This window comes from Nonlabens sp. MB-3u-79, from assembly GCF_002831625.1.
Lineage (GTDB): Bacteria > Bacteroidota > Bacteroidia > Flavobacteriales > Flavobacteriaceae > Nonlabens.
The window spans coordinates 2,115,264-2,130,358 of the sequence record NZ_CP025116.1; the positions used below are offsets into that span (position 1 = coordinate 2,115,264).

The window sequence follows — 15,095 nt, forward strand, 5'->3', positions numbered from 1 at the left end:
TACTTTTATTTGGAACTCATGAACCAAGTATCTGGCTTGGTTGTTAGTTTTTCATTAAAAACACTGGATTTTGAAATGGTTCTTGTTCCTATAGCGCTTTGCGTCAACTCATTGATTTCGTAACCTATCAAATTCCAGCCTTTATTTATCTTAAGATTATAGTCATCAGTTCTTTGGTAGATTTCCTCAGTACCGTCTTCAAATAAATTTTCAGTGGCCAAAGAACCTTTTATAGAAAAAGGTTCTTTGGCGTAGATGTAATAATAAAGATATCCGGTTTCTGGTAAAGCATCCTTAGTGCCGATTACATATTTTAGAAAATTCTGACTGGAAGCAGGATAGATATAGCCACTTCGATTGGAACCGGTGACTTCAAATCTATAATATTTACCAGCGAAAGCTAGTTTCACCTCTTTTCCCGTAAATGATAAACCATCAGCGTTAGGAAAGCTTTCTAATGCTGTTGAATACTTGAGTTCATATGCTGCAATTGGGGAAGAGTTATAAGCTTCGAAAGCTTTTTCTGTTGTTTGATCAAAATCTAAAGGCAGTTCGATTTTAAAACTTCCATCTTCGTTTAATACTCCTCCAAATGAGGGCTCAACAAAGTATCCCATAATATTAATACCTCCGGTTATTCCATTTGGGTTTTTGACTTTATTTTCTAAAATAAGGGCAGTAGTTGAACTGGTTTCTTCAGGCAGCTCTTTTTTGTCATTTGACGTTTTGCATCCCACTAGGGTTAAAAAGAGAAAAAATAATAGAGACTTGTACATTATCTGGTTTTATTAGATTTGAACATGGAATCTAAAATCAAATTGATTCCTTGAAAAATTAAAACAACCGCTAGGATGGCAAAGGCTATTCCCGGCATTAAAAATATAATAGGATGCTCTGATCCAGCTCCTTTATAAATAAGAATAGGGCCAGCAAAAAGGAATAAAACACTTATAGCGAGTCTTTTAATTCCTTTTACGAGAACTTCTCTGTCAGTTGATGTTTGTTCCATAGTTAACAAATTCCTTGTTGAGCAATTGCATTTCTTACACTACCGTGATCGAGTAGTAATTGTCGTGCTATCTCATATTCAACTCCAGTCGCTTCCATAATCATACGTGTTCCACGATCTACGAGTTTGTTATTACTTAACTGCATATCGACCATTTTATTACCCTTTACATGACCTAATTGTATCATGACACTAGTGCTTATCATATTGAGAATCATTTTCTGAGCTGTTCCAGCTTTCATTCTACTACTGCCGGTTACAAACTCTGGACCTACAGTAACAACAATTGGAAAAGAGGCTACTTTATCCAACGGGCTCCCTTCATTGCAAGTAATGCATGCCGTAGTGATGCCCATTGTATTGCAATGCTCTAATCCACCTATAACATAAGGAGTAGTGCCGCTAGCAGCGATGCCTATGACCACATCATTTCGATCGATATGAAAGTTTTGCAAGTCTTTAAAAGCTTGTTGAGAATCGTCTTCAGCATTTTCTACAGCTTTTCTTATTGCTAGATCACCACCAGCTATAAGGCCTATGATTTTATCATCCCTTACACCAAAAGTAGGAGGGCATTCACTGGCATCTAGTATTCCTAGTCGACCACTGGTTCCTGCACCTATATAAAAAAGTCTACCGCCACTAGACATTTTCTTAACGATAATAAGTACTAAAGCTTCTATTTTAGGAATCACTTTCTCCACTGCGGTCGCCACAGTTTGATCTTCCTTATTGATGCTTTCTAACAATTCTCTGGTACTCATCTTTTCCAGATCATTGTAATAAGAATCTTGTTCTGTAATTTTTTTGAATGCCATAAGAATCGTTTCACTGTAGTTACCACAACGGATGTGGTACCAACTTTTTATTTTTTATAAAAACAAGAAAGAGGAATGAATAATAACCTAATAGGAAACAGTGTCGACAATCTCTAGTCCGTAACCTATAATTCCTATGCGCTTGCTTTGCTCAGAATTAGTCATCAACTTGAGTTTGTAGATCTCCAGATCATGAAGGATTTGGGCACCTATACCGTAGTCTTTGTTGTCTAAATTACGTCTAGGTGCTTTTACACCTCCATTTTCTTGAAGGTCTTTAAGTTCTTCCAACCTGCCCAGCATATTTTCTGGTTCAAATTGCTGATTGATAAAAACGATAGCGCCTTTTCCTTCTTTGTTTAAAAGATCAAACATCGCATCTATTTTACGGTCCGCATTACTCGTTAGTGTAGAGAACAGATCGTTATTTACCTGCGTAGAATTCATACGGGTAAGTACGGGCTCTTCTTTTTCCCAGTCGCCTAAAGTTAAAGCAATATGAATCTGATTATTAGTCGTTTGTTGATAGGCGCGCAGTCGGTATTCGCCAAAACGCGTCTTTAACATAAAGTCTTCTTTCTTAACGATAAGACTATCGTGCTTCATACGGTAAGCTACAAGATCTTCAATAGATACCAGTTTGAGATCGTGTTGTTTTGCCACTTCTACAAGTTGAGGAAGACGGGCCATAGTCCCGTTTTCATTCATGATCTCTACAATAACTCCTGCAGCTTCATGACCAGCAAGTCTTGCAAAGTCTATAGCAGCCTCTGTGTGACCAGTTCTTCTCAACACACCACCATCTTTTGCTCTTAATGGGAATATATGACCTGGTTTACTGAAGTCATGAGGTTGTGTGTCTTTGTTAATGATCGCTTGTATGGTTTTTGCTCTATCACTAGCACTTATTCCTGTAGTTACTCCATGACCTCTTAAATCTACAGAAACAGTAAAGGCTGTCTCCAGAGGATCAGAATTATTAGTGACCATCATGGTAAGTTCTAATTCTTTACATCTCGATTGTGTAAGAGGAGCACAGATTAAACCACGACCATGAGTAGCCATAAAATTGATCATTTCTGGAGTGACAGATCTTGCACTAGCCAGAAAATCACCTTCGTTCTCACGATTTTCATCATCTACCACGATGATGACTTTTCCATTTCTAATATCTTCTATAGCGTCTTCAATACGATCCAACTGTATAGCTTTTGAAGTTTTTTCTTCGGTAATCATAATCCTTAATCCTTTGTTACAAAGATAAGGATTAAGCCGTTGCACTAGGAGATTTTGGGTGTTTTTTAAACTTTGCAAAGAGCTTGGTAAAGCTGAATTCGTTACTAAAGATTCCTTGATCTGTGGTGGCTCTGTAGGTAAGGTAAATTCCTATAGGAAAAATAATAAATGTACTCATCCATGCTCCAAGCCAGGCGGGGAAAGCATCTTCAGCAGCAGCTTTTTCTGCAAAAATACCTATAAAGTGATAGGTCAGAAAAAATAAGGTAGCTATTACGAGGGGCAATCCCATACCTCCTTTTTTTATGATGGCTCCTAATGGTGCACCAATAAAAAACAAGATGACACAGGCAACTCCTAAAACATATTTCTTATGAATCTCTATCTCGTGTTTTGCCAGCCTAGATTTTTCTCCTTTTATTTGTGACACTCGATTTTGAACAGCGGCTCGCTGACTGCGCATTTTAGAGGTAGCCACATCTAAAGCTCTACGTTGGTCAAATATTTTCAGGGAAGTTAATAGGTCTTTAGGGGTCTCTTTTATGGTGTCTAGCTCCACTCTATTATCTAATACACTGGGGGACCAAGTATGATGTTGGTTGTTTCTATAGATTTTGTAATTGTTTGTTAGTGCTAAAGAAAAAGTATCGATGCGATTGTAGAGTTCATTAATATTAAGCATTCTATGATTATCAGTGACGGATTCTTCACTGAGATCTACTTTATTCAATTGGGATACATCAATATTTAGCGTGTAACTGTCAAAATAACTTTTTACAAATGGGGAACTATTTGCCTTTCTTGGCTGGGTGAGGTATAAGTCTTCATAGTAATTGCCTTCTTCTAGAACCAGCTGTATCACGTTAGACTTTAAAGAACTTTTTAACTCCCCTCGTTTGCTTTTTATAACCGTGTAATTACCGTTTTTACTAGGGTTCTTTTTATGTATGATGACATCGTTCAAGAATTCACCGTTTTCGCCAGACTTTTTGGCTACTTTAATATTGATATCGCCTAATTGATTGAAGGTACCCTCACTTATCGCCATAGCCGGTTTCATCTTAGCAATATTACCACGCAAGTTTCTTTGTTTTAAATACCCCCAAGGAATAACAGAATTAGCAAACAGAAATGAGGTAATCCCGATCCCTAGAATAACAACGGTTAGCGATCTCATGGCTCTTTGCAGAGAAATACCATTAGACTTCATTGCCGCAAATTCATAGTTCTCTGCCATACTCCCAAAAACCAAAATCGCCGCCAGTAATACACTTAAAGGTAGTGCGATAGGCACAGCTACTGGAGTAGAGTAGTAAAGAAATTTTACAATCGTTATCACGTCTAGGTCTTTTCCTGCCAGCTCTTTAATGTATAACCATATCGCTTGTAGAATAAGAATAAACATTAACACAACAAAGACGCTTAAAAACGTCTTTATGTATTGAGTCAATATGTAACGATCTAATATCTTCAAATTATATCGAGTAGTAAAGGTTCAAGTAATTCATGATAAATGGAAATTAGTTCATTTCTTGAATAACCCAATTTTGATATTGAGACGCATCAAAGGTAAAGGAGCTCTTAGGTAATGGCTCGTTTGTTTTTAAAGATTTCAAAGTAAATGTAGCTACAGTTCCAGAGTTTTCTGTGATGATCGCTTTTTTGATATGCTTTGTATTTACATCTATTCCTAATAAAACACTCTTGTATTCAGAATTAGATTTAATGGGCGTTAATTTTATAAATTGTATTTTTCTTCCGCCTTCGTTTTGAATGATATCCCATTTTTTGGTGTATCCTTTCTCATAAAAAGTAAGGATGTTAGAAGGAGTGATCATTTGATTCCCATTTGTACTCACTTTAGAAATCGTTACCTGCTGATCTTCAGAATTAACAGCATATTGCTTTTTACCATCAAATATGTAGGTAGTTCCTAAAAAGTTGACATGGTATTTTTGACCAGCCATCGTTGCATCACCTTGCACATCCATATCAGTGCCGGATTTAGGATTCCTGAAATTTCCTTTATAGGTGAAGGATACGTTGTTGTAGGACTTGAATTTCTGTGCTACTTCATGGAGTAATTTATCTGCTTGAGCGTCTTGTGCTGTTGCCGCTTTCGCGAAAGCGAAAACCATAAAAACAGATAGGATATAATTTTTCATTGTGTGACTTTAATTGTTGCTTTCTTCATTTAAAAATACTTCTAGAGAGGCGAGATCTGGAATTATAACTTGTCTCGCTTTACTTCCTTCAAAACCACCTACAATACCAGCCGCTTCCAGTTGATCGATAATTCGACCAGCACGATTGTAACCCAGTTTCAATTTACGCTGCAATAATGAGGCGCTACCTTGCTGGGCAATGACTATAATTTCTGCAGCTTCTTTGAATTTTGCATCTCTCTCTTCTATATTATTATCAATACCTATGCCACCCTCTTCACCTACATACTCCGGAAGTAAATGTGCATCAGGATAAGCTTTTTGTCCACCTATAAAGTCTGTTATTTTCTCTACTTCTGGAGTGTCTACAAAAGCGCATTGAATCCGTATCAATTCATTTCCAGCAGTATACAGCATGTCTCCTCGACCTATCAATTGGTCTGCGCCACCGCTGTCTAGAATGGTACGAGAATCCACTTTTTGCATTACTCTAAAAGAAATTCTAGCAGGGAAGTTGGCCTTTATCATACCTGTAATTACATTAACTGAAGGACGCTGCGTCGCGATGATCAAGTGAATCCCTATGGCACGAGCGAGTTGCGCCAGTCTAGCAATAGGAGTTTCTACCTCTTTACCAGCGGTCATGATCAAGTCAGCAAACTCATCTACTACCAGTACGATGTAAGGCAAGTACTTATGACCGTTTGCAGGATTGAGTTTACGCGCTTTAAATTTAGTGTTGTATTCTTTGATATTACGACACATCGCATCTTTAAGAATATCATAACGCTGATCCATCTCAATACATAGACTATTCAAGGTGTTGATCACCTTAGAATTGTCAGTGATAATAGCCTCTTCACTGTCCGGTAATTTGGCCAGATAATGTCTTTCTATTTTGTTGAACAAAGTCAATTCTACTTTTTTAGGATCGACGAGTACAAACTTAACTTCGGCAGGATGTTTAGAATAGAGTAGGGAAGTAAGAATCGCATTCAGACCTACAGACTTTCCTTGTCCTGTTGCTCCAGCCATAAGCAGGTGAGGCATTTTAGCAAGGTCAACTACAAAGGTTTCATTAGATATGGTTTTTCCAAAAGCTATGGGTAATTCCATTTCGGCATTTTGGAACTTTGGTGATGCAATTACAGATCGCATGGATACTATAGATGGGTCTCTATTAGGCACTTCAATACCTATGGTTCCTTTTCCTGGAATAGGAGCGATGATACGTATCCCTAGAGCAGCCAGAGATAAAGCAATATCATCTTCTAAGTTTTTAATTTTTGAAATTCGTATTCCCGCTTCAGGAACGATTTCATAAAGTGTTACGGTGGGTCCTACGGTAGCACTAATCTTTGCGATACCAATTTTATAGTTCTTAAGAGTTTCTACAATACGGTCTTTATTGACTTGCAGTTCTTCTTCATTAATGGTAATGGTTTTTCCTTTGGTATAATCTTTTAAAAGATCAATAGGCGGGAATTGAAAATTGCTCAATTCTAAAGTAGGATCAAACTCGCCAAAGTCCTCTACTAGTTTAGAGGCCTTACTATCAATCATCTCTTCTTCATCGATGATTTGCTCGATTTCCATTCCTATATCGTTCTCATCTTTTGGAGCAACGGTTTTTTTAAGGACTGGTTCTGATGCAATCTCTTCCTCTGGAATAGAGATTTCCATAGGGCTTTCTGAAAGATCTAAAGAAGAGTCAGGATCTGCTTCCGTTTCATCATCATTTCCAGAGCTACCTTCCAAAGTTGCTTTTTTCCAATCACTTTCTTCATCTGTAGTTTCTATATCTTCAAAACCTTCTTTAACTTCAGATGCTTTCTTAGAAAAATAAGCACTGATGCGTTCTGGAGTTAATTTTAGTCGCAATACCAAATAAACAATAGCAATAAACACCATCACGAGTATGGCACCTAGCAATCCTAAATAATCTTGTAGAAAGTCATTGAGTTCATAGCCTACTTTCCCACCCAATAAGGTATTGGTTTTATGAAAAAAGCCGAAAAAGACAGAAGTCCACACCAGCAATAAAAGTCCCCAAAACCATAGATTGGAAATCCGCTTTCGCGAAAGCGAGAACGCACTATTACCGCTAGCAAATAAAAATATCCCAGAAATAATAGTGAGTATCGCAATAGAAAAGGCGGGGATTCCAAAACCTTTATAGATAAAAACATCTCCTAACCAGGCACCCAGTTGGCTGATCCAGTTCTTAGTTGGTGTGGTGCGCGCTCCTAATTCCTGTAACACACTTTGATCTTGCGTTCCTGTAAATAAATAAGAGATAAAAGAAAAAAGCAATAGCAAACCTATTACTACTAGCGCACTTCCTATGATTACTTCTTGTAATCTATTAAGCTTTAAACTAGGTAGCTGTAATGGCTTTTTAGTTTTTGCAGTAGTTTTCTTGGATGTAGTTTTTTTACTCGTCATGTGTTATAGTGAACGAGCAAAAATAAGAATATTGCGCGGTAATGAAGTTAGTAGTTGTTAGTTATTAGTTAACAGAGCTATTATCGGTTTAAATACGAAGAGTTTTTGAAAAAACGGCTTAATCTAAAGTATCGATTTTAGGCATGAGGTGATGGTTATGAGGGATTTGGTTTTTCAATTAAAAAAAAGCCGACTTCAGTCGGCGCAAATAAAAAGAACACCTCAGGTGACACAACAATTCATAGGGGCAGAATTCATTCCGCTCTTCAGTCGGCGCAAATAAAAAGAACACCGCAGGTGACACTACAATTCATAGGGGCGGAATTCATTCCGCTCTTCTTCAGTCGGCGCAAATAAAAAGAACACCTCAGGTGACACAACAATTCAAAGGGGCGGAAATCATTCCGCCCTTCTTCAGTCGGCGCAAACAAAAAGAACACCTCAGGTGACAAAACAATTCAAAGGGGCGGAAATCATTCCTTAAGAATTACATACAAATCAATTTAATAAAGCATTTCCCTTTTTTAAAGGGAAAACAGAGCTTGTGCCGATGAATATCGGTATTGACAACGATCTTGGCTATGCCAAGAGAGCAACCAAAAGGGTTTTGCGGTTGCCTTAAAAAAAAGTCTTTTCTATTGAAAAAGTTGTTGAATATAAGGAACATAAATAATCAATCCCACAACGCTAGAAGCGATGGCGGTCATGACAACAGCGCCTGCAGCTATGTCTTTAATGTGACCTATTTTCTTATGAAAATCAGGATGAATAAAGTCGGCAATAGCCTCTGCGGTAGTATTCATGCCTTCAAGGCCCATGATGAGCCCAATACAAAGGGTTTGTGCGATCCATTCTGTAGCACTAATCTCAAAGTAAAAACCCGCAATAGTCATCACTATGGCTATTGCGGCTTGGACTTGAATACTGGCTTCGGTGCGTAGAAGGGTCAGGGCTCCCTTGGAAGCGTATCCCATAGCCTTCCATCTACCCCTTAAGAATTTAGTAAAGTTCAATTACAAAAGTGTTTTAAGAGCTTCTAGATAGTTAGGTTCATCTGCAATTTCTGCAACTTGCTCGTTGTAGATCACTTTTCCTTCTTCATCAAGAACAACTACTGCTCTAGAGTGAAATCCTGCAAGGGGACCAGAGGTCATGGTCAATCCGTAATCTGCTCCAAAAGAACCTTCAATAACATCACTTAGGTTTTCTACATTTTCCAGTTCTTCATCACTAGCAAAACGCTTTTGTGCAAAAGGGGTATCTCTTGAAATACACAAAACCGCTGTGTTATCTAGTTGTGTAGCTCTTGTATTAAAGTTCTTTACTGATGTAGCACAAACGTCTGTGTCAATACTAGGAAAGATGTTCATGATGACACGTTTTCCTTTGTAGTCTTTTAAAGAAGCTTCAGATAGATCTGTTTTTTTTAGTTTGAAGTCAGGTGCCTGAGTTCCTACTGCTGGAAGAGTGCCGCTGGTGGAGATTTCATTTCCTCCTATAGTGATAGTTGCCATGGTGTTGGTTTTAAATTTAAAAGTCAAAGTTACAATTAACCTTAAGATGCTTTTTTAATGTCTTGTTAATTATTTAGGCAGCTCCACCCATGACAGGATAGCGTCTACATCTTCAGTTGAAAGTTGAGGGAACGCATTCATATTAGATTGCTTGTACTCCTTATAAATGGCAACTGCTTGCGCATCCCCAGATTGGATCATCGCTGTACTGTTATAGACCCAGGTGTAGATCCATTCCATCTCTCTACGCTGGGTGACGCCATGTAAAGCCGGTCCTACTGCTTTTTTATATTTTTTATGACAAGAAGCGCAATTGGCGTTAAAAATGGACTTTCCTAATTCTTGTTGTTCTGTTAAGGCTATTTTTGGAGTGCTGTCAATTATTTCAACAGGAGCTTGAATCGCATATCGTTGCTGCTTATGGGCCACTAAAAATGCAGTACAAAAAATGACTGTAATCATTGCGAGAATAAGTCCAGAAATGATACCTAGGGAACGAGAAAGTTCGTTAAACATACGTAAAGGATTTTATAAGTTTTATTTGTGCTAAGCTCGCTTTCGCGAAAGCAAACCAACTCTTATAAATATAATATCCAAACCTTATTTTATAAAATAAATACTCACTTATCGCAATAGATAAATCCAATGACATGCCTTATTTTTGTAGAAAATATCTATCATGACAATTACACAATTAAAATATGTACTTGCAGTTGCTCAATATCAAAATTTCACCAAAGCAGCAGATAAGGTTTTTGTTACTCAGCCTACGCTCAGTATGCAGATTCAAAAACTGGAAGATGAGCTTGATGTACAAATATTTGATAGAAGTAAAAAGCCTATTGAGCTTACAGAAACAGGAAGAAAAATAGTGAATCAGGCACGTAATATTGTGAATGAAAGCGATCGCATTCAAGATATTGTAGATCAGGAAAAAGGTTTTATAGGTGGCGAATTTAAGATAGGAGTTCTTCCTACCGTCATGCCTACTTTATTACCGATGTTTCTAGCTAATTTTGTAAATAAATATCCTAAAGTAAAACTGCGCATAGAAGAACTGACAACAGAAAACATTATTGAAAGTCTCCAAGACGGAAGTATAGATGCAGCGATTGCCGCTACACCTTTAAAGAACGATATGATCAAAGAGCGGGTTTTATACTACGAGCCTTTTGTAGTTTATGATCCGAGGTTATCTGGGAAGCCCAATACAAAAATCAAGGTAGAAGATATCAATGTGGATGATTTGCTTCTTCTGGAAGACGGACATTGCTTTAAAGACAGTATATTGAATTTGTGTAGATGTTCCAGAGATACAGGTAGAGAGCGTTTTATGTTAGAAAGTGGTAGTTTTGAAACCCTTATAAAACTAGCTGATGAAGGGCTAGGAATGACCTTGCTGCCTTATTTAAACACTATGGATTTGTCAGAGCACAAGAAAGAGAGTCTTAGGTATTTTGAAGACCCGTCACCAGCACGTGAAGTGAGTTTAATCTATCATAAAAGCGAACTCAAAATTCAAATTATAGAGGCGTTAAGAACTGTTATTGCGGGAGTTGTTAAAGGAGCGATCGCTTTTCAAAATGTACAAATAATAAGTCCGCTTGCGGGAAAGTAATCTAAAAGTAATGTATTAAAAGACGGAAACAATAAACGAATAACAGGATTAAATTTTTCTTCTAAATTAGTCAAAGAGGAGCCACGTATATACACATGAAATCCAGATACAATAGGCTGCTTTAATTTGTATAATAAAAAAAAAGGATGTGAAATGGGTTTAAAATCCACTTCACATCCTTTTTTAATTCATTTTTGAATAGCTATGCCTTTAACAAAGGCACGCAAGATCCTAACTCTGGATTTTGCAAAACTAGTTGCTTGACCCAGATTTCTAATTCTTTAATTTCAAAGGGTAATAAACGACGAACTGCTTTTTGTAATTCCTTGCAAAATAGAGTAGGGTCGAAACTCACTTTCTCGAGTATCATTTTAGTATACTCAAACATAGCTCTAGCCATAATTTTCAAGATTTTTAGTTAAGTAGTTTTTTTTAATTAGTAAGCCCTTTAAAATGAAGTACTAAAAATACATCATAATCATGATAATTACAAGGTTTGAAATTCAAAATACTTCAGTTTTAACTATAAAAATGCTTCTATATTTCGCAAATACTGATTCACAGTGATTTAGTATCAGGTAAATTATGTTTAAATATTACTATTTTATATCGACAAAAGGTTGAACAGTCGAACAGGCGCATATTGATCCATTCTAGAATAGTATTAGGCCAAAATCCAAACACTAACCACACAAAGGATCGCAAAAAAGAATGTGGATAAAGCCACCTTTTTTAACTCAGGATCCAGTAGGGCTGGAGATTTGGTTCTTTTTACTTTGAGTAAATGCACAAATAAAGGGATGAAGGCAAGTAAGGGTAGAAAGATTATTATACTTGGACTTTCTATTTTACGATTCCATAATTCGTCTGAATAATGCACAAAGAAAAATGAAATAGTGGATATAAATGCGATACTTACGAAAGCAATATGCAACATCTTTGCTTTAGCCAGTCCCATCTTCACCACAATCGTATTCTTTCCCGCTTTTTTATCACTCTCGATATCTCTCATGTTATTCAAGTTGAGAACGGCTACACTTAATAAGCCAATTGTAATTGATGGAAAGATCATTTGCCAATTCACGACTTTAGTAATTAAATAGAAAATTCCCATCACACTAACGGGGCCAAAAAATATAAAAACAAATACATCGCCCAGACCACGATAACCATAAGCGTTATCTCCTACGGTATATCTAATCGCTGCCCATATGGCTGCAATTCCCAATGCTAAAAAGAACAAGGAAATTAATAAACGGTCTATTCCTAGACTTACATATATAAGGAGTATCGCGCTTATTAATGTAAGAATAGCCGTGATGACCATTCCACGTTTCATTTCTACAGGAGAAATAATACCGCTTTGTAACGCTCGCATAGGACCTATACGGTCTTCATTATCGGTTCCCTTAACACCATCTCCATAATCGTTGGCAAAATTGGACAGGACTTGAAAACCTAGAGTTGTGATTAAGGCTAGAATTGGAATTAAGAAATTGAAATCACTTAGATACAAGTCAAGAACCTCTGAAATTTCGTTTCGTAAATTATTCGACAGCTGGTTATAAACTTTTTCTTTTTGTAAGTTTTCTAAGGTAGACTTAGCTAATTTTCCTTGATATAAACCCCAATAAGCATAAGCACTTCCCACTAAAATACCACTGATGCTCAAAGGCAAGGTTCTTAATCTCGCAGCACTGATCCAGGCTTTTAATTTGCTTGCTTCGGCCATTTTATTTAGACATGATATTTACCATGGCTTCTTTTAAAAGATCAGCATGCGCCGCTTGATGTGTTCCTACACCTTTTGATTTCACGTCCATATCTCTTATAATCTTAATCGCACGACTGCAATATTTCATAGGGTAGTTTTTTGCAGCTGTAATAATTTCTTGAACAAAAAACGGATTCACCCCAGCAGCTTTTGCCACCGCTTGCGGGTTCATGTCCTTTAAGGTGTGTACTTTTAATAATTGAGTGAAAAAGCTAAACAATTGAGCTGTAGTAAGCACCAACGGGTTTTCTTTAGGGTTCTCTGTAAAATAGTTAATGATTTTGTGCACCTTTACCACATCTCTTTCCCCTAGCGCTTTGCGCAGTTCAAAATTATTATAATCCTTAGAAATACCTATGTTGTCCTCGATGACTTGAGGAGTAATAGCATGCTCTTTGGAATGAACTAAAGCTAGTTTAGAAAGCTCGTTATTTATTTTACCAAGATCAGTTCCTAGAAACTCTACCAGCATTCTTGTGGCGTTAGGATCAATCTGATAGCCCATTTCTTTGAGTCGGCCAGTGACAAAAGCAGGAACTTTATTTTCATAAAGCGGCTTGCTTTCCATGTAAACCGCATGTTTCTTCAACAGTTTAGTAATCTTGCTACGGCCGTCAGGAGTTTTGTATTTGTAAGCAAAAACAAGAATCGTGGTGGGTTGAGGTTGCTCAATATAGCTTTCTAGTTTTGCCAATTGCTTCACTAGGTGCTGCGCTTCTTTCACGATGATGACTTGGTAATCTGACATCATAGGGAAGCGTTTTGCATTTTCCAGCACTTCTTCCATGGTGGTTTCTTTTCCATAAATCACCATTTGATTGAAGCCTTTCTCGCCTTCATCCAGTACGTTATCTTCTATATAATCACTAACTTGATCTATAAAATAAGGTTCGCTGCCGCATAAAAAGTACACAGGCGCATATTTTTTTTGCTTTAAGGAAGCTAAAATGTTTGTGACATCACTCATCGAGAGCTGTTGTTGTTTTTGTAATATTGTGCTATGAAGCCATTGCGACTACCAGCTGGAAATTTCAGAGTCAAAAGTACTGAAAAAGGACGTGCTATCTTTGACCAAATCAGGAAAAAGTTTGTCATTTTGACACCAGAAGAATGGGTGCGGCAGCATGTTGTTTCATTTTTGCTTTCGCGAAAGCGGATCCCGCAGCATCTCCTCAACATAGAAAAGCAATTGATCATCGCTGGAACAACTAAACGATATGACATTATCAGTTTCAACACCGATGGCTCTATACACCTAGTGGTAGAGTGTAAAGCGCCAAATATCAAGATTGATCAGTCGGTTTTTGATCAAATAGCCAGATATAACTTAGCTTTAAAAGCCGATTATTTAATGGTTACTAATGGCATGGAACATTATTTTTGTACCATGGATTATGAAAATAAATCCTATCATTTTATCCCAGACCTACCAGAATACGTTTTATGAAAATAGGAATTGTCATATTAAATTGGAATGGAATTGAGTTGCTCAAAACCTACTTACCTAGCGTGGTGCAACACAGTAAAGAGCATGTTGTTTATTTGGCAGACAATGCTTCCACAGACGCTTCGATAGAATGGACGGCAACCAATTATCCAGAAGTAAAGATTATTGCTATGGAGCAAAACCTTGGTTATGCAGGTGGCTATAATACAGCTCTTAAAAGTGTTACTGAAGAAGTGGTCTGTTTATTAAATAGCGATGTAGCAGTTACATCAGGATGGTGTGATATTATGGTTGCACGATTTGAAAAAGATCCAAAACTGGCTGCATGCCAGCCTAAAATTCTCGATGATAAAAAGAAAGAGTTTTTTGAATACGCCGGCGCGGCTGGTGGATTTATCGACCGTTATGCCTACCCTTATTGTAGAGGTCGTTTATTTGACAGTATAGAAAAAGATAGAGGTCAGTATAATGATGTGGTCGATTTAGACTGGGCGAGTGGTGCCTGTTTGTTTCTAAGGAAACAGGCCTATTTAAAGGTAGGTAGGCTAGATGAAGATTATTTTGCTCATCAAGAAGAAGTAGATTTATGCTGGAGATTGCGTCATGCGGGTTTTGTAATTAGTTACGAGCCACAATCGGTCGTGTATCATTTAGGAGGAGGCACGTTGAACAATTTAAATCCGCGTAAGTCGTTTTATAATTTTAGAAACTGCTTGTATAATATTGTTAAGAATGATCACTCCAGTTTATGGTTAGGAGTTTTGGTTATGAGAATGTTGTTAGATGGAATAGCGGCACTAAAATTTCTTAGCAATCTGAAGCTTGCTCATTTTTCGGCAGTACTGCATGCCCACTTTTATTTTTATATGCATTTGGGATCACTTTTAAAGAAAAGAAAAGAAATAAAAGCATTTGCAAAAGTTGGGCAATTAAAAAATAACGATTTAAGCATTGTATATCAACACTTTATAAAAGGAATAATGAATTATCAAAAGTTAGGTAAAATAACTTAAATCCTTGTTAAGAATCCTCTCTTATTGCAGTATATTATTAATTTTGGTAAGCTATT

General features: G+C 37.1%; 16 protein-coding genes. 3 read left to right on the forward strand and 13 right to left on the reverse strand.

Annotated elements, in window-relative coordinates; translation table 11 throughout:
• Positions 1-5 precede the first annotated feature (5 nt).
• From CW736_RS09335 to CW736_RS09380, 10 genes are all read right to left on the reverse strand, one after another.
• On the reverse strand, positions 6-776 hold the full coding sequence (locus CW736_RS09335; protein WP_101013690.1) for a hypothetical protein: 771 nt from the start codon (positions 774-776) through the stop codon (positions 6-8).
• Positions 776-1,009 (reverse strand): DUF6095 family protein, encoded by a 234-nt coding sequence (locus tag CW736_RS09340; RefSeq protein ID WP_101013691.1) that lies wholly within the window; start codon positions 1,007-1,009, stop codon positions 776-778. The genes CW736_RS09335 and CW736_RS09340 overlap by 1 nt, the downstream gene beginning before the upstream one ends.
• A 2-nt stretch (positions 1,010-1,011) precedes the next feature.
• A complete protein-coding gene (gene murQ, locus CW736_RS09345) occupies positions 1,012-1,827 on the reverse strand; it encodes an N-acetylmuramic acid 6-phosphate etherase (protein ID WP_101013692.1) in 816 nt (271 codons plus the stop codon).
• 87 nt (positions 1,828-1,914) lie between these two features.
• Positions 1,915-3,063 (reverse strand): 3,4-dihydroxy-2-butanone-4-phosphate synthase, encoded by a 1,149-nt coding sequence (ribB, locus tag CW736_RS09350; RefSeq protein WP_101013693.1) that lies wholly within the window; start codon positions 3,061-3,063, stop codon positions 1,915-1,917.
• 31 nt (positions 3,064-3,094) lie between these two features.
• On the reverse strand, positions 3,095-4,537 hold the full coding sequence (locus CW736_RS09355) for an LptF/LptG family permease (RefSeq protein ID WP_232735334.1): 1,443 nt from the start codon (positions 4,535-4,537) through the stop codon (positions 3,095-3,097).
• 46 nt (positions 4,538-4,583) lie between these two features.
• Entirely contained in the window at positions 4,584-5,228 is a 645-nt protein-coding gene (locus tag CW736_RS09360) for a LolA family protein (RefSeq protein ID WP_101013695.1), read from the reverse strand.
• 9 nt (positions 5,229-5,237) lie between these two features.
• A complete protein-coding gene (locus CW736_RS09365) occupies positions 5,238-7,673 on the reverse strand; it encodes a DNA translocase FtsK (protein WP_101013696.1) in 2,436 nt (811 codons plus the stop codon).
• Positions 7,674-8,308: 635 nt separating this feature from the next.
• A complete protein-coding gene (locus CW736_RS09370; RefSeq protein WP_232735335.1) occupies positions 8,309-8,686 on the reverse strand; it encodes a diacylglycerol kinase in 378 nt (125 codons plus the stop codon).
• Positions 8,687-9,187 carry a thiol peroxidase gene (gene tpx / locus CW736_RS09375; protein WP_101013698.1) on the reverse strand — a complete coding sequence of 167 codons (501 nt, stop codon included), beginning with the start codon at positions 9,185-9,187 and terminating at the stop codon, positions 8,687-8,689.
• Positions 9,188-9,256: 69 nt separating this feature from the next.
• A complete protein-coding gene (locus tag CW736_RS09380; RefSeq protein WP_232735336.1) occupies positions 9,257-9,703 on the reverse strand; it encodes a c-type cytochrome in 447 nt (148 codons plus the stop codon).
• 163 nt (positions 9,704-9,866) lie between these two features.
• On the opposite strand from CW736_RS09380, the gene CW736_RS09385 reads away from it, so the two are divergent.
• Complete coding sequence (locus CW736_RS09385; RefSeq protein WP_101013699.1) at positions 9,867-10,805, forward strand: LysR family transcriptional regulator; 939 nt, start codon at positions 9,867-9,869, stop codon at positions 10,803-10,805.
• 202 nt (positions 10,806-11,007) lie between these two features.
• On the opposite strand, the gene CW736_RS09390 is transcribed toward CW736_RS09385, so the two are convergent.
• From CW736_RS09390 to holA, 3 genes are all read right to left on the reverse strand, one after another.
• Positions 11,008-11,205, reverse strand: a complete 198-nt coding sequence (locus CW736_RS09390) for a hypothetical protein (protein WP_101013700.1) — start codon at positions 11,203-11,205, stop codon at positions 11,008-11,010.
• A gap of 264 nt (positions 11,206-11,469) precedes the next feature.
• Complete coding sequence (menA, locus tag CW736_RS09395; protein WP_101013701.1) at positions 11,470-12,537, reverse strand: 1,4-dihydroxy-2-naphthoate octaprenyltransferase; 1,068 nt, start codon at positions 12,535-12,537, stop codon at positions 11,470-11,472.
• A gap of 1 nt (position 12,538) precedes the next feature.
• Positions 12,539-13,546 (reverse strand): DNA polymerase III subunit delta, encoded by a 1,008-nt coding sequence (gene holA / locus CW736_RS09400; RefSeq protein ID WP_101013702.1) that lies wholly within the window; start codon positions 13,544-13,546, stop codon positions 12,539-12,541.
• Positions 13,547-13,579: 33 nt separating this feature from the next.
• Between holA and CW736_RS09405 the strand changes: the two genes are divergently transcribed.
• Entirely contained in the window at positions 13,580-14,026 is a 447-nt protein-coding gene (locus tag CW736_RS09405; RefSeq protein ID WP_101013703.1) for a type I restriction enzyme HsdR N-terminal domain-containing protein, read from the forward strand.
• A complete protein-coding gene (locus CW736_RS09410; protein WP_101013704.1) occupies positions 14,023-15,039 on the forward strand; it encodes a glycosyltransferase family 2 protein in 1,017 nt (338 codons plus the stop codon). Before CW736_RS09405 ends, CW736_RS09410 begins: the two co-directional genes overlap by 4 nt.
• Positions 15,040-15,095 lie beyond the last annotated feature (56 nt).